Source organism: Pseudomonas eucalypticola, from assembly GCF_013374995.1.
In the GTDB taxonomy this organism is placed as follows: Bacteria; Pseudomonadota; Gammaproteobacteria; order Pseudomonadales; family Pseudomonadaceae; genus Aquipseudomonas; species Aquipseudomonas eucalypticola.
On the sequence record NZ_CP056030.1, the window covers coordinates 940398 to 957500 of the forward strand.

Here is a 17103-nt window from a genome sequence, read left to right on the forward strand (position 1 = left end):
GAGAATCGAGTGCACCCATGTCCGAAAAGACCGAACAAACGCAGCTGATCGAAAACCATACGGTGGATTACGTACCGTTAGCTGAGCGCCATGGGAAGGCGCGCGATCTCTTTACCCTGTGGTTCAGTACCAACATTGCGCCACTGCCTATCGTCACCGGGGCCATGGTGGTCCAGGTGTTTCACCTCAATCTGCTGTGGGGGCTGGTGGCCATCGTCCTGGGCCACCTGATCGGCGGGGTGGTCATTGCCCTGGCCTCGGCCCAGGGGCCGCGCATGGGCATCCCGCAAATGGTGCAGAGCCGGGGCCAGTTCGGCCGCTATGGTGCCCTGCTGATCGTGTTCTTCGCGGCGATTATCTACGTGGGCTTCTTCATCTCCAATATCGTCCTGGCAGGTGAATCGATTCACGGCATGGTCAACGCCGTGCCGCTGCCCGCGGGCATCATCATCGGCGCCCTGAGCGCCACCGCCATCGGAGTGATTGGTTATCGGTTTATCCACACCCTCAATCGCATCGGCACCTGGGTGATGGGGAGCGCGCTGCTGGCAGGCTTCTTCATGATCTTCAGCCACGACCTGCCGCTGGACTTCTTCAGCCGTGGCGCCTTCAACCTCTCGGGGTTTCTGGCCACGGTGTCGCTGGGGATCATCTGGCAGATCAGCTTTTCGCCTTACGTGTCGGATTATTCGCGTTACCTGCCGGTAGATATTGGTATTGCCCGGCCGTTCCTGGCTACCTACGCAGGGGCTTGCTTGGGCACCATCCTGTCATTCAGCTTCGGCGCCGTGGCGGTACTGGCCACGCCGGAAGGCACTGAGGCCATGGCGGCGGTGAAGCAGGCGACCGGTGGCCTGGGGCCGGTGCTGATGGTGCTGTTCCTGCTCAACATCATCAGCCACAACGCCCTGAACCTGTACGGCGCCACGCTTTCCATCGTCACCTCGATCCAGACGTTTGCCGGTAGTTGGACGCCGAGCATCAAGGTGCGCGTGGTGTTGTCGGCCATCGTGTTGACCGGCTGCTGCTTCATGGCCCTGGGTGCGTCATCGAACTTCATCTCGCACTTCATCGGCCTGATTCTGGCGTTGTTGCTGGTGCTGGTGCCGTGGGCGTCGATCAACCTGATCGACTTCTACCTGATCAAGCGTGGCAGCTATGACATTGCCTCGATTTTCGCGGCGGATGGCGGCATCTACGGGCGCTTCAACCCCCATGCGATCGTGGCCTATTTCATCGGCATTCTTGTGCAACTGCCGTTTGCCAACACGTCGCTGTACGTGGGGCCATGGGCCAACCTGATCGATGGCGTGGACTTGTCGTGGCTGATGGGCCTGGCGGTGACATGCCCGCTGTACTGGTGCCTGGCGACGCGAAACGCCCCGGTATGCGCTGGCGTGAGGGGGCGTGCGGCCGTTACGCGCAATACCTGATTTTAGCGTGGCATCTGTGAGGACTGAGATCGAGCACCGCACGGGCGGCGCTCGATCTCAAGGGGACTGGAACGACAACAGCATGCAGCAAGGGTATCAATGCACCCCAGCGCCCTTGCTCAAATCACTCTCCGCCCACTCGGTATAAACACAGGCATCCGCCGCCGCCCACCGTACCCGCACGGCATCACCCGCCTGGAGCGGCATGCCGGCGGCGCTGAGCGCCTTGACGGTCATCGGCGTACCGCCGGTGGTGACCACGCTGCACGTTTGGCTCTCGCCCAGGAACAGCACTTCGGTTACCTTGGCTGCCACTTCATTCCACCCTGGTTGCAGGGGCGACGCAGCCGCCTGGTCCACGCTCAATGCCTGGGCCTTTTCCGGGCGGATCATCAGCAGAATGTCCTGGTCCGTGTGCAGCCCGGCGGTGAGCCGGATGGCCAATGGCTGGTTGCCGAAGTGCGCCGTGGCGTTGCCCTGGGCCTTGAGCTTGAGGAAGTTGGAGTTACCCAGGAACGACGCCACGAAGGCATTTGGCGGGTTCTGGTAAAGGTCGTAGCCGGTGCCCAAGCCGACGATCTTGCCGTGGCTGAAGATGGCGATACGCTGGGACAAGCGCATGGCTTCTTCCTGGTCATGGGTGACATAGACGATGGTGATGCCCAGGCGCCGATGCAACTGGCGCAGTTCGTCCTGCAGGTCTTCGCGCAGTTTCTTGTCCAGCGCGCCTAAAGGCTCATCCATCAGCAGAATGCGCGGCTCATACACCAGCGCCCGGGCGATGGCCACGCGCTGTTGCTGGCCGCCGGACATCTGCGAAGGGCGACGGTGGGCAAAGGCTTCAAGTTGCACCAGCTTGAGCATGGCATCCACGCGTTTCTTCACTTCGTCGGCCGAGTGTTTGCGGATGCTCAGCGGGAAGCCGATGTTGTCGCGCACCGACAGGTGCGGGAACAATGAATAGCGCTGGAACACCATGCCGATGTCGCGCTTGTGCGGCGGCACGTTCACCAGCGACTGGCCTTGTACCAGGATCTCGCCACTGCTGGGCGTCTCGAAGCCCGCGAGCATCGACAGGGTGGTGCTTTTGCCCGAGCCGCTGGAGCCCAGGAAGGTCAGAAACTCGCCGTCCTTGATGTCCAGGGAAATGTTATCCACAGCGGCGAAGTCGCCGTAATGCTTGTTCAGGTTGCGCAGGCTGACCAGGGTCTTGCCTGGCTGCGCGGTTTCGTTGATCACGGCACTCATTTGGCAACTCCCAGACGCATTTCATTGCGCCGACGCAGGGCGGCGGCGATGACCATCACCAGCACCGACAGGGCAATCAGCAACGTCGAAGCGACGGCGATCACCGGGGTCAGGTCCTGGCGCAGGGTGGTCCACATTTTCACGGGCAAGGTTTGCAGGGTAGGGCTGGCCATCATCACGCTCAGCACCACTTCGTCCCACGAGACCAGGAAAGCGAAGAGGGCGCCGGCCACCATGCCCGGGCGGATGCCGGGGAAGGTCACCTTGAACACGGCCTGCAGCCGCGACGCACCGCAGATCACCGCAGCGTCTTCGATGGACTGGTCGAACAGCTTCAGCGAGTTGATGATGGAAATGATGGTGAACGGCAGCGCGACGATCACGTGGCTGACCACGAAGGCGAACAGCGTGCCGGTGTAGCCCAGCTTCAGGAACAGCGCGTACACCGCCACGGCGATGATCACCAGCGGCACGATCATGGGCAGGGTGAACAGCCCATAGAGCATCTCGCGGCCGGGGAAGCGCCCGCGCACCAGGGCGAACGCCGTGGGCAGGCCCAGGGCCACCGAGAAGATCGTGGTCAGAATCGCTACCTTGAGGCTCGACAGGGCAGCGTCCATCCAGTCGGCGTTGGAGAAGAACTGCACGTACCATTTGGTGGTCCAGCCCGGTGGCGGGAACACCAGCCACTGGGACGAACCGAACGACAGCAGCACGATGAACACGATCGGCAGCAACAGGAACAGCGCGATCAGGCCCGTGGTGGTGTAGAGCCCGAAACGCATGCGTGCGCTCATGGCATTGGGGGTCAGCAGCATGTCGGCTTACCTCGCGTTGCTGGAGCCGACCGGGCTTTCCGGTTGCAGCTTCAGGTAGAAGTAGAACAACACCAGGGTGATGACGATCAGCAATGCGGCCGCCGCGCTGGCCAGGCCCCAGTTGAGGAACGACTGCACCTGCTGGATGATGAACTCGGGGAGCATCATGTTCTGCGCACCGCCCAGCAGCGCCGGCGTCACGTAGTAACCCAACGACATCACGAAGACCATCAGCGCACCGGAAAACAGCCCCGGCCGACACAGCGGCAGGAACACCCGGAAGAAGTTGGTCCACGGGCTGGCGCCACAGATGGAGCCGGCCTGCAGCACCATCGGGTCGATGGCCTGCATGGTTGCCTGCAACGGCAGCACGATGAACGGGATCATGATGTAGCTCATGCCGATCACCACGCCGGTGAGGTTATGCACCATTTCCAGCGGCTGATCGATGATGCCCATGGCCATCAGCGCCTTGTTGATCACGCCACTGGCCTGCAACAGCACCAACCATGAATAGGTACGCGCCAGCAGGCTGGTCCACATGGACAGCAGTACGATGTTCAGCAGCCAGCGGCCCCAACCGCGCGGCACCAGGGTAATGACCCAGGCCAGGGGGAAGCCCAGGAGCACGCTGAACAGGGTCACCAGGCCCGCCACCGAGAAGGTGTTGAACAGCACCCGGGCGTAAGCCGAATTGGCGAACAGCTCCTGGTAATTGCCCAGGCCTGGCACCGGCTCCAGCACGCCGCGCAGCAGCAGGCCGATCAGCGGGGCGAAGAAGAACAGGCCCAGGAACAGCAGCGCCGGCAGCAAGTTGCGGCTGCCGCGCCAGCGCTGGGCCAGGGTAGGCGTGTTGTTCATGACGGCCGCCTTGGCGTTGGCGTGGGTGGCGCTGGCAGCGCTGGGAGCGCTGCCGGTGCCCTGGCGGTGTGTGACCGCCGACATCTTCATTTGACCAGCCATTCGTTCCACCGTGTCGCGATAGCCGGGCCGTTTTTGGCCCAGTAGGCGAAGTCGAGGGTGATCTGATCCTTAGCGTAGGCAGTGGGCAGGTTCGGCGCGAGCTCAGGCTTGAGCAGGCTCACGCTGTCCTTGTTCACCGGGGCATAGGCGGTGAGGTTGGCGAAGTCCGCCTGGCCTTTGGCCGAGCTGGAGTTGGCCAGGAACTTCATCGCCGCATCCTTGTTTTTCGAGCCCTTGGGGATTACCAGGAAGTCGGCCATGACCAGGTTCTGCTTCCAGCTCACGCCCACGGGTGCGCCGTCTTGTTGCAGGGCGTAGATGCGGCCATTCCAGAACTGGCCGATGCTGGCTTCACCCGACGCCAGCAGTTGCTGCGATTGAGCGCCGCCGCCCCACCACACGATGTCTTTCTTGATGGTGTCGAGTTTCTTGAAGGCGCGGTCCAGGTCCAGCGGGTAGAGCTTGTCGGCGGCGACGCCGTCTGCCAGCAGGGCCAGTTCCAGCACACCCGGGCTGGGCCATTTGTAGAGGGCGCGCTTGCCGGGGTAGGTCTTGGTGTCGAACAGGGCGCTCCAGTCCTGCGGTTTTCCCGCGCCCAGCTTACCTTCGTTGTAACCCAGCACGAACGAGAAGTAGAACGAGCCGACACCGTGGTCGCCGACGAAGCGCGGGTCGATCTTGTCGCGGTCGATGACCTTGAAGTCCAGCGGTTCCAGCAGGCCCTCGGCGGCGGCGCGCAGGGCGAAGTCGGCTTCCACGTCGACCACGTCCCACTGCACGTTGCCGCTGTCGACCATGGCCTTGAGCTTGCCGTAGTCGGTGGGGCCGTCCTGCACCACCTTGATGTCGCTGGCCTTGCTGAACGGCTCGGCCCATGCGGCCTTCTGCGCGTCCTGGGTCGTGCCGCCCCAGCTCACGAAGCTCATGCTATCGGCGGCAAATGCAACGCTCGTGGATACGGCCAGAATGCTGGCGGCAAGGACCGCGGTAGCACCTTTGTTGAACACCATTTGTACGCCCTCATTTGTTGTGTTTTGAGCGGGCTTTACATCGCCCGCCTTTCGGGAGCAGTGGGTCCAGGGGACCTGGTAATGGTCGACCGCGTCAGGGCTTGTTGTTTGTGCTGTCCCTGGCGGGCGCACCTGACACATTCATTCGGTCTACTGGAATATCATATTATGGTATTCCAAGATTTGTACAAGAGTTTCCCTGTACCGGCTATCTGCAGGGGGAGTGATTCAGCCCTGCAGAGGAAAGCTGTATCAGGCTTGGAAGGGGATGCTCTCCACGACCTCCAGGTCGTAGCCGGTCAGGCCTGCGTACTTGAGCGGCGGGCCGAGATGGCGCAGCTTGCCCACGCCGATGTCCTGCAATATCTGCGCCCCGGTGCCCACCTCCGAATAGATGCGCGACTGCGAGCGGCTGTACTGGCGCGGCGGCTGGGTCAACTGCGGCACCCGTTCCAGCAATGCCTGGGAAGATTCATGGTTGGCCAGCACCACCACCACGCCGCGGCCTTCCTCGGCCACCCGTTGCAGCGCGGCCCACAGGGTCCAGTTGCTGGGCCCGCTGTATTCGGCGCCCACCAGGTCACGCAACGGGTCGATCACGTGCACACGCACCAGGGTCGGGTCGTCTCGACGGATGTCGCCCATCACCATGGCCATGTGCACGCCGCCTTCGATGCGGTCTTCGTAGGTGATCAGGCGGAAGGTGCCGTGCACCGTGGGCAGCTCGCGCTCGCCATTGCGCACCACGGTGTGCTCGGTACTCAGGCGGTAGTGGATGAGATCGGCGATGGTCCCGATCTTGATGCCGTGCTTACGGGCAAATACTTCCAGGTCCGGGTGCCGAGCCATGGTGCCGTCGTCGTTCATGACCTCGACAATGACGGCCGCCGGGGTGAAGCCGGCCAGGCGCGCCAGGTCGCATCCGGCTTCCGTGTGCCCGGCGCGGGTCAGCACACCGCCTTCGCGCGCCCGCAAGGGGAAAATATGCCCAGGCTGGACGATATCGTGCGCAGTGGCGCCAGGGGCAACCGCGGCCTGCACGGTGCGAGCACGGTCCGCGGCGGAGATACCGGTCGTCACCCCGGTGGCAGCCTCGATGGACACGGTGAAGGCAGTCGCGAACACGCTGCCATTGGCGGGCACCATCTGCTCTAGCCCGAGGCGTTGGCAGTGTTCGTCGGTCAGCGTCAGGCAGATCAGGCCACGGGCCTCGCGGGCCATGAAACTGATGTCGGTGGCGGTGCAGCGGTCGGCTGCCAGCAGCAGGTCGCCTTCGTTTTCTCTATCCTCATCGTCGACCAGCAATACCATCTTGCCCTGGCGGAAGTCTTCGATGATTTCTTCGGTGCTATTGAAGGCCATGTGTTGTCTCACTTAGTGCTGGCAGGCGTTATTACAGTTCTGGTATACCATAATACAACTTGAACCGAACCGTCGAGGTAGTAATGAAGGCTTATTGGATCGCCCAGGTCGATGTCACGGACCCCGAGCAATACACGGAGTACACCCAGCGCGCGCCCACCGCGTTCGCGCTGTATGGCGCCAAGTTTCTAGCCCGGGGTGGGCGCAGCATAGCCATGGAAGGACGCGAGACACCGCAACGCAGCGTGGTGATCGAGTTTCCCTCGTACCAGCACGCCATCGATTGCTACAACTCGCCCGAGTATCAGCAGGCCAAGGCTCAGCGCGAAGGCGTGGCTACGGCAGAAATCATCATAGTTGAGGGTGCCCCACTGGGTGAGGACGGGGTGTGATCAGCGCATGAAGTGGATTTTGCCGCTGTCGTCATTGCCCATGTAGATACCGTATACCCCGGCCCGGCGCTCCTCGATATAGCGCTCGAGTATTTGCCGTATGGCCGGGTAGTAGATGGCGCCCCAGGGAATGTCTTCGGGGGCGAAGAAGCGGTAGTCGAGGGTTTCCGGGCCGAAGGCACCGGTGATTTCCACGGCCAGGGCGCGGAAGACGATGTACACCTCGCTTATGCGCGGCACGCTGAAGATCGAGTAGGGCGAGATGATCTCGGCGCGCACGCCAGTCTCTTCCCAGACTTCGCGCACGGCGGCCTGCTCGGTGGTCTCGCCGGCCTCCATGAAGCCGGCCGGCAAGGTCCAGGTGCCCGGGCGCGGGGGGATGGCGCGCTGGCACAGCAGGTATTTGCCGTCCTGCTCGATGATGCAGCCGGCGATGATCTTCGGGTTGATGTAGTGAATGTAGCCGCAGCCCGTGCACATCAGCCGCTCATGGGTATCGCCGTCGGGCACCTGGTGAACCAGGTAGGCGGAACCGCATTGGGGGCAGAAGCGCGGGCTGGGCATGGTCAACTCACTATGCGGGGTTCTTTCTGGACGATGGGCGTGGCGATCTCACGCAATTTGCTGCTGTCGTTCTGCTTCAGGCGCAGGTATTCCAGTGCCACCTTGGCGGCGGCGCGCACGTGGTCCACGGACGCCTGGTGGGCGGCCTGCGGGTCACCGCTCTTGATGGCGGCCACGATCCGCTCCATTTCCTGATTGCTGGAGCCGCGGCGGTTTTCCTGGGACACCGAGGTGGCGCGCAGGTAGCTGATGCGTGCCTGCAACTGGCGCAGTTGCGCGGCGGCGACGCGGTTGCCCGAGCCTTCCAGCAGCACGTCGTAGAAACCTTGCACCGACTCCAGCACCTGGGTCAGCTCGCCTTCGGCCAGGGCCTTGCGGTTCTCGTCCAGGGCTTTTTCCAGGGCGCGGATGTCCTTGGCCTTGGCGTTGAGCGTGAACAGTTGCACGATCAGGCCTTCGAGCACGCAGCGCAGCTCGTAGATGTCGCGGGCGTCTTCAAGGGTGATGATGGCCACGCGGGGACCCTTGGCGTCGGCGAATTCCACCAGGCCTTCGGATTCCAGATGGCGCAGGGCCTCGCGCACCGAGGTGCGGCTGACACCCAGGCGGTCGCACAGGTCGCGCTCCACCAGGCGGTCGCCGGGCAGCAGCTGGAAATTCATGATGGCGCTGCGCAGTTTATCCAGCACGATTTCGCGCAGGGTGACCGGGTTGCGATTGACCTTGAAGCTGTCGTCGAGTGGCAGGCGTTTCATTGGGTCCGCTCTGATGAGTTGGGGAGGTACCTCAGGGCCGGGATGGGGGCCGGACAAGGGCCGAAAATCATGGGCGAGTTTATCATGCAAACAGCTGTATTGAATGGGCCGGCCTCTTCCCGAGCTTCGCCCAGGCCCACAAGGGTTTGCCTATCCGATAGGGGACCGGGCGAAGCTCGGGAAAGGTTTCACACAATAGTCGGCAATGCCCCCAACTTGCCCTTGTGATAAACCATGGGCGTCACCGGCTCGGCCGGCAATATCAGGTTCTTCACCGCGCCGACGATGATGGCATGGTCGCCGCCGTCGTATTCACGCCACAACTCGCACTCGATGATCGCCGTAGCCTTGGTCAGCAGCGGGTTGCCCAGCTCGCTCAGGTGCCATTCGATGCCCTGGGCCTTGTCCTTGCCCTTGCCGGCGAACGCATAGGCTTCGGTTTTCTGGTCGGCGGACAGCAGGTGGATCGCGAAGCGCTTGCTGTCGCGCAGCACCGGGTAGGTGTCCGAGGCGTAGTTGGGGCAGAACAGCACCAGTGCCGGGTCGATGGACAGGGCGCTGAAAGCGCTGGCGGTGATGCCGACGATGCCGCCGTCCGGGTCCAGGGTGGTGACCACCGTGACACCGGACGGGAACGACGCCATCACTTCTTTATAGATGCCGGGTTCGATCATGGCAGCAACACTCCTAACGCATCACAAAGGGGTCGGGCATGGGCGCCTGCGAGAGGTTGATCCATACCGTTTTGAGTTCGGTATAGGCCAGCACCGAATCGATGCCGCTCTCGCGGCCGTAGCCGCTGTTCTTGAAACCGCCGATCGGGGCCATGGCCGAGACCGCGCGGTAGGTGTTGACCCAGATGATGCCCGAACGCACATCGCGCGCCAAACGGTGCGCGCGCCCCAGGTCGCGGGTCCAGATGCCGGCGGCCAGGCCGAACTGCGAGTCGTTGGCGATGGCCAGCGCCTGGGCCTCGTCCTTGAAGCGGATCACCGAAGCCACGGGGCCGAACACTTCTTCCTGCATGATCTTCATGGAGTTGCTGTCGCATTCGAACAGGGTCGGCTCGTAGTACCAACCGTCGCTGCCGGTCTGCGCACGCTTGCCGCCGGTGCGCAGGGTCGCGCCCTCGGCCACTGCCGCCGCGACCAGGCCTTCGACCACGGCCAATTGCTGCGCGGTGGCCATGGGGCCCATTTCGCTGGTTTCATCCTGGGGGTTGCCAATGCGGATGCGCTGGGCGCGTTCCACCAGGCGGGCGACGAATTCGTCGTAGATCTCGTCCTGCACCAGCAGGCGCGAACCGGAAACGCAGCTCTGTCCGGAAGCCGCGTAAATGCCGGCCACGGCGCCATTGATGGCGCTGTCCAGGTCGGCGTCGGCGAAGATGATGTTGGGCGACTTGCCACCCAGTTCCAGCGACAGCTTGGCGAAGTTCTCGGCACTGCTGCGCACCACGTGGCGAGCCGTGGCGGCGCCGCCGGTGAAGGCGACCTTGCGCACCAGTGGGTGGCGGGTCAGCGCCGCGCCGGTGCTGGGGCCGTAACCGGTGACCACGTTGACCACGCCTGGCGGAATGCCGGCTTCCAGGGCCAGGCGGGCCAGCTCCAGAATCGTCGCCGACGCATGTTCCGAGGGTTTGAGGACAATGGTGTTGCCCGCCGCCAGGGCTGGGGCCAGCTTGATGGCAGTGAGGTACAGTGGGCTGTTCCAGGGGATGATCCCCGCCACCACGCCCATGGGCTCGTGCACGGTGTAGGCAAACAGGTCGGGTTTGTCCAGCGGCAGGGTGCCGCCTTCAAGCTTGTCGGCCAGGCCTGCGGTGTAGTGGAAGAACTCTGGCAGGTAACCCACCTGGCCCCGGGTCTCGCGGATCAGCTTGCCGTTGTCGCGGCTTTCCAGCTGCGCCAGTTGCTCCTTGTTCTCGGCGATCAGGTCGCCCAGGCGGCGCAGCAGCTTGCCCCGCGCGGTGGCGGTGAGGCCGCGCCAGGCGGGGCTTTCAAAGGCTTTTTGCGCCGATTGCACGGCGCGTTCCACATCGGCTTCGTCGGCGTCGGGCAGCACGGCCCAGGCGTGCGCCGTGGCCGGGTTGAGGCTTTCGAAGGTCTTGCCGGACAAGGCATCGACCCATTGGCCGTCGATGCACATCTGGAAGCGGGCGAGAGTCATGCAACGATCCCCTTGGCGTGATTCTGGGTAGTGAGCGCATGGGCGAGGAAGTCCAGCAGCACCTGGTTGACCAGGCGCGGCGACTCCACGGGCATCATATGCCGCTGTTCATCGAGCACTGCAACTTGCGCGCCGGGAATGCGCTCGGCCAGTTGCCGTGCCATCAGCGGCGTGGAGCCTGGGTCCAGTTCACCGGTGGCGATCAGCGTCGGCACCTGAATGTGGCCCAGGTCGTCGGCACGGTACATGTCCTGGGTGGCGAACAGCTCATAGGTGGTCAGGTAACCCTGGGGGTCATTGCTGGCCAGCGTCTGGCGGATCGCCGCGATCTGTGCCGGGTTGGCAGCCTGGTATTCGCGGCTGAACCAGCGCGACAGGGCGGCCTCGGCATTGGCGTCGGGGCCATGCTCGGCGGCCTGGGCGGTGCGGGCGATGACGCCGGCCCGCTGTTCCGCACTGCGGTTGAACACGCTGTTGAGCACCACCAGCCCGCAGAGGCGAGTAGGGTGGTGCAAGGCGAAGGCGCGTGCCACCAGGCCGCCCATCGAGAAACCGATGACGATGGCCTGGGGTATCTGCAGGTGGTCGAGCAGTTCCAGCAACTGATCGGCATACCCGCCCAGTGACGTGCCGGGTGCCGGGCGCGGGCTGGCGCCATGGCCGAGCATGTCATAGGCGATGACGCTGTAATACGGGGCCAGGCCAACCATCTGGCCGCCCCACATTTCTTTGTTCAGGCCCACGCCGTGGATCAGGATCACCGGGTGGCCTTGGCCGGTCGCCAGGTAACTGGTGCCGGCCGGGGTAGTTTCAGCGGTAGGCCGAATCATGGAACGCTCCTGCAAGCCTTAGTTGTTTTTTTCTGCGGCCAGTTCTTCAAGGTCGATGTAGCGGTTGCCGATGCGCGGGTGCAGGCGGCCACCGTTGGCGGCGCCGAGTACTACCACGATCTCGTCGGCGCGCGGAGCGTCCTCGATCTGCATTTCCAGGGTGATGTAGTGCGAGCGCAGGCCCTCGTCGTCCTTGTGCATCATCGGGATCTGGATAGAAGTGCCTGGCCCGCCGCGCTTGTTGGTGAAGCTCAGGTAGCTCTTGGCCTGCACCGCTTCGCGATAGTGGTTGCCGAAGCGCAGGGTGTGGATAACCGCCGAAGCATGCTCGATCTCGCCGTCGGCACCCACTACCGCAGCCTTGCCATAGGCTTCGATCTTGTCGGCACCACCGATGGCGGCGGTCAGGCGTTCGACCATCAGTGCGCCCAGGGCAGAGCAGTTGGCCTTGATCACCGGCTTGAGGTCCTCGACGAAACCCTGGCCAACCCAAGGGTTCTTGATCACCACCGCCAGGCCGACCATGGTCACTGGCTTGTCAGTGGCCTTGCCGCCTTCGATCAGGGTTTCCTCGGTGTAGCTCACGATCTTGCGAATTTCGAAACTCATGGCCTGCTCCATTCTAGAGATGGGATGGATGTTGTTGTCTGATGGTATACCATAATATTTGCGATGCAAGCCCCTTGTGCGCGACGGTGGGGCGGGTAGGCGATAAAAGGTATGTGGTATGCCAAAAGATGGCATTCCATGGATCATAGCGTAGAAGGGGCGTGGGCGATAAGGAGCAGATGGGCGGGGTGCAGCAGCGGCCGCCTGGCGGCGTCAGGGCCGGCCGCTGCTTGGCTTCAGCGTTTGGCGGGAGCAATCAGGCCATTGAGGTAGTCATACAGGGCATCCGCCACCTTGATGTAGCCTTCCTTGGTGAAGTGCACCAGGTCGGGGCGGGCCAGGTCCTGGGCTTGCCAATTGACGATGGCGCAGTCACCCCCCATGAATGCCTGCCAGCTCCAATAGAGGGTACGGTTCTGCCGGGCGACGCGTTGCTGCACGTCGATCACGGGGTGCAGGCTGCGAGGCTGGCGGGCCTGGCAACTGCCGGCGCCTTTGTTCTTGATCGAGTCCGGCGCGCCGACGATCAACAGCACGGTGCCGGGCAATGCCTGGCGCAGTAGCTGAATGCGCTGGGTTTGCTGGCTTTCGTACAGGCCCACGTCCAGGTCGTCGTCGAAGGCTTCATTGGTTCCGTAGGCCAGAATCAGCAAGTCAGGCTTTAGCGCCTTAAGGGTGTCCAGCCACCCTGGTTGCCATTTGTCCACCACGCTGAACTGGGCGCCGTTGATGCCCAATGTAGAGAACACCACGCCACTGTTGTTCTGCCCCAGGATATTCCAGCCGCCGACAGCCAGGTTCTGGCTGCTGGCGAAGGTCAGGTCCAGGGGCAGGGCCAGGTTGCCGATGGCCGGGCTCAGGCGCCATTGGCCATTGGTCAGCGGCAAGGGGCGGGCCGTCTGGGTGTAATCATCGCGGGCTTGCAGGCGGTTATTGCTGCCGGCCTGGTACAGGGCCGAAACCTGGTAGCGCATGTCGGTGGGCGGCGTGGGGTCCAGGTGTACATGGGCGCCAGCAGTCTGTGGCAGCGACAAGTAACCCCCCAGCGGGAACTGATCGCTGTGCTGGTTGCGCGCCGAGACCAGGTTCCATTGGCTGCGAGCCGCGGTGATGCGCACCTGGTCGTAGCGCGTGCCAGGTACCGGGGTAGCAGCGATGAAGCCAATACCGCCGTTGCCATAGTCCTGCTGGAAGCGGGTGCGCAGTTCACCGGTCAACAGGTCGGCGGCAGTGTGCGAGTCACCCAACTGAACAATGGTTACCGCCGAGCGCTGGGCGTTCTTCAGTTTGTTCTGCAGCAGCCGCAGATTGGGTTCGGCGGCGGGCGGCTTGGCTACCCGCACCACTTTGGCGGGGCTTGGCGCAGTTTGCGTGGCGACGGCCGAGACCGGGCTGCAGCCGCTCAACAGCACGGCACTCAGCAGCGTCATGGGGCCAGGCAGTCGTTTCATTCAGCGCTCCGTTAGGTCGTGGTTCTGGATATTGATCAGGGACATCACCCGTTCGGCGATCAGCTTCTGGCCGGTGGTGGTGAAGTGGATACCGTCGTCCACGCGCGTCTTGACCTTCTTGCCGTCCGCACTTTCCAGGTACGGCGAGAAGCTGGTCTCGTCGTGATAGCCCAGCACGTCGTTGGCCGACAGGTACAACTGGCCGTAGTGCTCGGCTTCGCTTTTATACAGTTCGCGCAGGTAAGCCATGGCAGTGGACAGCTTGTCCTTGCGCATGTTCGGCGGGCCCACCCAGATGACCTGCACATTGTGTGCCCGGGCCAGGTCGAAAATGCGTTCCACCCGCTGGCGATACGAGGCCTCCCAGTCGGCGCTGTGAAAGCGCAGGAACGGCTTGCCCTTGGCCACGGGCATGTCCCACGGGTCGTTGGGGCCGAGGAACACCACGATCAGGCGGATGTTGTGGTTGGCCAGCAGGGTTTGTTCTACCGTCAGCGGCCAGTTGAAAAAGCCCGGGTAGGCAAGCCCGGTGCTCTGCTTGCTGAGGTTGATGCTGTTGATCTTGTAGCGCTTGAGCAGGGTGTTGGCCAAATGCGGTGCTACACCCTGCATCAACGAGTCGCCAACGAAAAACACCTCGTCGCTGGGGTTGAGGTTGGCGATGGTCAGCGGCGTGATCTTCAGCGGCGCAGGAGGCTCGGGCGCGGCCACGGGCGCCTGCACCGGTGTCGCTGGCACGAGGGCTTGCAATTCCGGGTCGTTGCCGGCGACCGCCGAGGCAGCTTGGTCGCTGGCCGGCGTTTCTTCCAGGCGAGCGAAGAACGCACTGCGCGCGTCGTCCATGGCGTCGGTCAACCGTGCGCCGAAGCTCCAGAGCGCGTTGTCAGCAACCCCTGGCACGCTGCAGTCGGCGTGGTACTTCTGCTGGCAGTACAGGCGAATGGAGGTCTGGTTCAGCCACACCAGGATCAAGGCGGTTACCAGCAGACCCAGGGTTACCTGCAAGGCCTTGATGAATTGGCTGCCCACGGTTTCAGAAGCTGGCATAGATGAACCCCGGCACGCCGGACGGCGACGCGAAAATGACCAAGGAAATGAACAGGCCCAAGGGTATCGGGTACACCAGCCAGGGAATTCGCCGGCTGGCGGCGAATGCTTGGCGCAGGCTGCTGACCAGCCAGGGGTAAACGGCGATCAGGGCCAGGCACGCCAGTACGCCGACCCATGGACCTTGGGCCAGGCCGTCGAACGACAGATGGCTGAGGCCCACCAGCATGTCCTGGGTGTCTTCCAGGGTAGCGCTGCGAAAGAAGATCCAGGCGAACGCCACGTAATGGAAGGTAAGCAGGCGCGCCAGCAAGTCAGCGCCGGGCCACGTACGGGGGCTGGGAAACGCCCGGGCGTAAAGCTTGTAGGCGATCAGACCAACGCCGTGCAGAGCGCCCCAGATCAGGAAGTTGACACTGGCGCCGTGCCACAGGCCGGAGATGACCATGGCCAGGAACAGGTTCAGGTTGCCGCGCCAGTAACCTTTGCGGTTGCCGCCCAGGGGAATGTAAATGTAGTCGCGGATGAAGGTCGACAGGCTGATGTGCCAGCGGTCCCAGAATTCCTTGAGGTTGCGCGCCAGGTACGGGTAGTCGAAATTGCGTGGCAGGCGAAAGCCCAGCAGCAACGCGATGCCGGTGACCAGGTTGGTGTAGCCGCTGAAGTTGAAGTAGATCTGCAGCGAGTAGCCGTAGATGCTCAGCAGAATCTGTTCCGGCGAGAAGCCGCTGGGCGTATCGAATACCGGGTCTACCCAGTGGTTTGCCAGCCAGGTGCTGAACAGGAACAGCTTCACCACGGCCAGGGCCACCAGCCCCAGGGCACGTTGGGGCTCGAGGACCTGACGTGGGGTGCTGGGGTTGATCTGCGGCAGCAAGTGCTCGGCGCGGTTCACGGGGCCGGCGATCAGGCTGGGAAAAAACGCCAGGTACAGGGCCAGGTCCAGAGGCGCGGCGGGCTTGAGCGTGCCGCGGTTGATGGCCATCAGATAACTGACCGAGTGGAATATATAGAACGACATCCCTACGGGCAGGAGCACTTCCCAGATAGGCAACGAACCATCAACGCCCAGCGCCTGCAAGCCTTGCTGGAAGCCGGTGGCAAAGAAGTCCTGGTACTTGAAGAAGTAGAAGCACCCCAGCACCAGGGCCAGGATGGCGCCGTAGGTGAACCGTCGCCCGGGGTAGCGCGCACTCAACTGGCCGAGCGCGAACACCGCGGCGCTGTAGCCAAGCAGCACATACAGGAACGTGAGGTTGAAGCTGGCCAGAATTGCGTAGCTGGCCGCCAGCAGCAGTACGTTTTGCACGCGCAGGCTGAAGTTGAGGCACCAGTACAGCAGGAAGAACAGAATGAAGCACAGGCCGAATTCGATCGAGAAGTAGCTCATCAACGTAGTCCGTTACGCTGTCTGCGGCAGCAGGGAAGGGCGCGCTGTCAGGCGCATCGCCGCAAATCAGGGGCGCGGATTATGTCAGAGTGCCAGATGGCCCAACAAGCCGACCTTGGGTGAAGATTGCGCGGGGCCAGCTTACGTCTGTCGGACAATTCGACAGTCATCCTCGATTTAGGATCCATCCTCCGGAACGTGCACTAGTCTTTTCCTTTCAACCAAAGGAGGTGGTTATGAGTCGCACAACCAATCGTACACAGGCAGGCGCATTGAACAGCGCGGTGGTCAGGGAAACCCTGTTCCAGGAATGGGACAGCGGTGAGGTCATCGAGCAACCATGGGGTACGGCGCGGGGTGAGGCGGGTGGCTACCTGCGGCATGAAGCTGGGTATGACATGGAGGAGGAGGAAGAGGAAGAGTAAGTGTGAGCTTGGGGTAGCGGCATGGCTGCCGGGCAGCCATGCCGCTCCGCCCAACTATTGGCCGGCGTCCTTCCAATGCAGGTTGAGCGTGTACGGTTTGCCCGTGGTCAGGTCAACCGCACTGCGCACCTCGCGTCCTTCATGCTGGGCGACCACGACATAGTGGCCCGCTGGCAACTTGACCAGCATCATGGGCCCGACGTCATTCACATTCAGTATTTCATGAGCCTGCGCGTTCTGAATGCTGATGGCGCTCACCGGTACGTATTCGTTACCCACTCCTTCGGAAAATGTCATGCGCAGGTTGTAGCCGGGCATGCGCTGAAGTGCGCACGCCTCGTCCATGCCGATACCGCCGGAGAGGTAGGTGATGCCGTTCTGTGTTTGCGCCTGGAGTTGGACGCCGGAAGGGTCCACGGGGTCGGTACAGGCGGCGTGGGTGAGTGGAGAGCACAAGGCTGAGAGCAGGGTGACTGCGAGCGGCAGGGTGCGGAGGGTGTTCATGGTGGTGGCTCCTGGAGGAGTGGATGCCTACCTTTGTGAGACATGCGCTTGGTATGGGGTGTTCGGGGGCGGGCGGTAAAAATCTGGTAGTGGGAGGAGGGTGCGGTTGCGGTGGGGTTTCTTATCTATTAAG

Annotated in this window: 18 protein-coding genes; 3 read left to right on the forward strand and 15 right to left on the reverse strand. The window is 62.9% G+C overall.

Features of this window, described 5'->3' with window-relative positions; all coding sequences use genetic code 11:
* The first annotated feature begins 17 nt into the window (after positions 1-17).
* Complete coding sequence (locus HWQ56_RS04265; RefSeq protein ID WP_176569871.1) at positions 18-1433, forward strand: purine-cytosine permease family protein; 1416 nt, start codon at positions 18-20, stop codon at positions 1431-1433.
* Positions 1434-1529: 96 nt separating this feature from the next.
* Here HWQ56_RS04265 and HWQ56_RS04270 read toward each other — a convergent pair whose 3' ends face one another.
* The 5 genes from HWQ56_RS04270 to ribBA all read right to left on the reverse strand — a co-directional run bounded on the left by HWQ56_RS04270 (position 1530) and on the right by ribBA (position 6834).
* Positions 1530-2681 carry an ABC transporter ATP-binding protein gene (locus HWQ56_RS04270; RefSeq protein WP_176569872.1) on the reverse strand — a complete coding sequence of 384 codons (1152 nt, stop codon included), beginning with the start codon at positions 2679-2681 and terminating at the stop codon, positions 1530-1532.
* On the reverse strand, positions 2678-3499 hold the full coding sequence (locus tag HWQ56_RS04275; protein WP_158158711.1) for an ABC transporter permease: 822 nt from the start codon (positions 3497-3499) through the stop codon (positions 2678-2680). The genes HWQ56_RS04270 and HWQ56_RS04275 overlap by 4 nt, the downstream gene beginning before the upstream one ends.
* Before the next feature lie 6 nt (positions 3500-3505).
* Positions 3506-4462: an ABC transporter permease gene (locus tag HWQ56_RS04280; RefSeq protein WP_158158712.1), complete on the reverse strand. Its 957-nt coding sequence runs from the start codon at positions 4460-4462 to the stop codon at positions 3506-3508.
* Positions 4447-5472, reverse strand: coding sequence for an ABC transporter substrate-binding protein (locus HWQ56_RS04285; protein ID WP_158158713.1), 1026 nt, complete (start codon positions 5470-5472; stop codon positions 4447-4449). Before HWQ56_RS04285 ends, HWQ56_RS04280 begins: the two co-directional genes overlap by 16 nt.
* A gap of 252 nt (positions 5473-5724) precedes the next feature.
* Positions 5725-6834 (reverse strand): bifunctional 3,4-dihydroxy-2-butanone-4-phosphate synthase/GTP cyclohydrolase II, encoded by a 1110-nt coding sequence (ribBA, locus tag HWQ56_RS04290; RefSeq protein ID WP_176569873.1) that lies wholly within the window; start codon positions 6832-6834, stop codon positions 5725-5727.
* 83 nt (positions 6835-6917) lie between these two features.
* Between ribBA and HWQ56_RS04295 the strand changes: the two genes are divergently transcribed.
* Positions 6918-7226, forward strand: coding sequence for a DUF1330 domain-containing protein (locus tag HWQ56_RS04295; protein WP_158158715.1), 309 nt, complete (start codon positions 6918-6920; stop codon positions 7224-7226).
* Here HWQ56_RS04295 and HWQ56_RS04300 read toward each other — a convergent pair whose 3' ends face one another.
* From HWQ56_RS04300 to HWQ56_RS04340, 9 genes are all read right to left on the reverse strand, one after another.
* A complete protein-coding gene (locus tag HWQ56_RS04300) occupies positions 7227-7790 on the reverse strand; it encodes an NUDIX hydrolase (RefSeq protein ID WP_176569874.1) in 564 nt (187 codons plus the stop codon).
* Positions 7791-7792: 2 nt separating this feature from the next.
* Positions 7793-8545 (reverse strand): GntR family transcriptional regulator, encoded by a 753-nt coding sequence (locus HWQ56_RS04305; protein ID WP_158158717.1) that lies wholly within the window; start codon positions 8543-8545, stop codon positions 7793-7795.
* A 188-nt stretch (positions 8546-8733) separates the two neighbouring features.
* Positions 8734-9219, reverse strand: coding sequence for a flavin reductase family protein (locus HWQ56_RS04310; RefSeq protein ID WP_158158718.1), 486 nt, complete (start codon positions 9217-9219; stop codon positions 8734-8736).
* A gap of 13 nt (positions 9220-9232) precedes the next feature.
* Positions 9233-10714: an aldehyde dehydrogenase gene (locus tag HWQ56_RS04315; protein ID WP_176569875.1), complete on the reverse strand. Its 1482-nt coding sequence runs from the start codon at positions 10712-10714 to the stop codon at positions 9233-9235.
* Positions 10711-11544: an alpha/beta fold hydrolase gene (locus tag HWQ56_RS04320; RefSeq protein ID WP_158158720.1), complete on the reverse strand. Its 834-nt coding sequence runs from the start codon at positions 11542-11544 to the stop codon at positions 10711-10713. The genes HWQ56_RS04315 and HWQ56_RS04320 overlap by 4 nt, the downstream gene beginning before the upstream one ends.
* Before the next feature lie 18 nt (positions 11545-11562).
* Positions 11563-12153 (reverse strand): amino acid synthesis family protein, encoded by a 591-nt coding sequence (locus HWQ56_RS04325; protein ID WP_158158722.1) that lies wholly within the window; start codon positions 12151-12153, stop codon positions 11563-11565.
* Positions 12154-12389: 236 nt separating this feature from the next.
* The gene (locus HWQ56_RS04330; protein WP_158158724.1) at positions 12390-13604 is read right to left on the reverse strand and encodes an SGNH/GDSL hydrolase family protein; all 1215 of its coding nucleotides are present in this window, start codon (positions 13602-13604) and stop codon (positions 12390-12392) included.
* Positions 13605-14651, reverse strand: a complete 1047-nt coding sequence (locus HWQ56_RS04335; protein ID WP_176569876.1) for an SGNH/GDSL hydrolase family protein — start codon at positions 14649-14651, stop codon at positions 13605-13607.
* Positions 14638-16041, reverse strand: a complete 1404-nt coding sequence (locus HWQ56_RS04340; protein ID WP_158158726.1) for an MBOAT family O-acyltransferase — start codon at positions 16039-16041, stop codon at positions 14638-14640. Before HWQ56_RS04340 ends, HWQ56_RS04335 begins: the two co-directional genes overlap by 14 nt.
* A 236-nt stretch (positions 16042-16277) precedes the next feature.
* Here HWQ56_RS04340 and HWQ56_RS04345 point away from each other — a divergent pair, with 236 nt between their 5' ends.
* Entirely contained in the window at positions 16278-16466 is a 189-nt protein-coding gene (locus HWQ56_RS04345) for a hypothetical protein (RefSeq protein WP_158158727.1), read from the forward strand.
* Positions 16467-16520: 54 nt separating this feature from the next.
* Here HWQ56_RS04345 and HWQ56_RS04350 read toward each other — a convergent pair whose 3' ends face one another.
* Positions 16521-16970, reverse strand: a complete 450-nt coding sequence (locus HWQ56_RS04350; RefSeq protein ID WP_158158728.1) for a relaxase family protein — start codon at positions 16968-16970, stop codon at positions 16521-16523.
* Positions 16971-17103 lie beyond the last annotated feature (133 nt).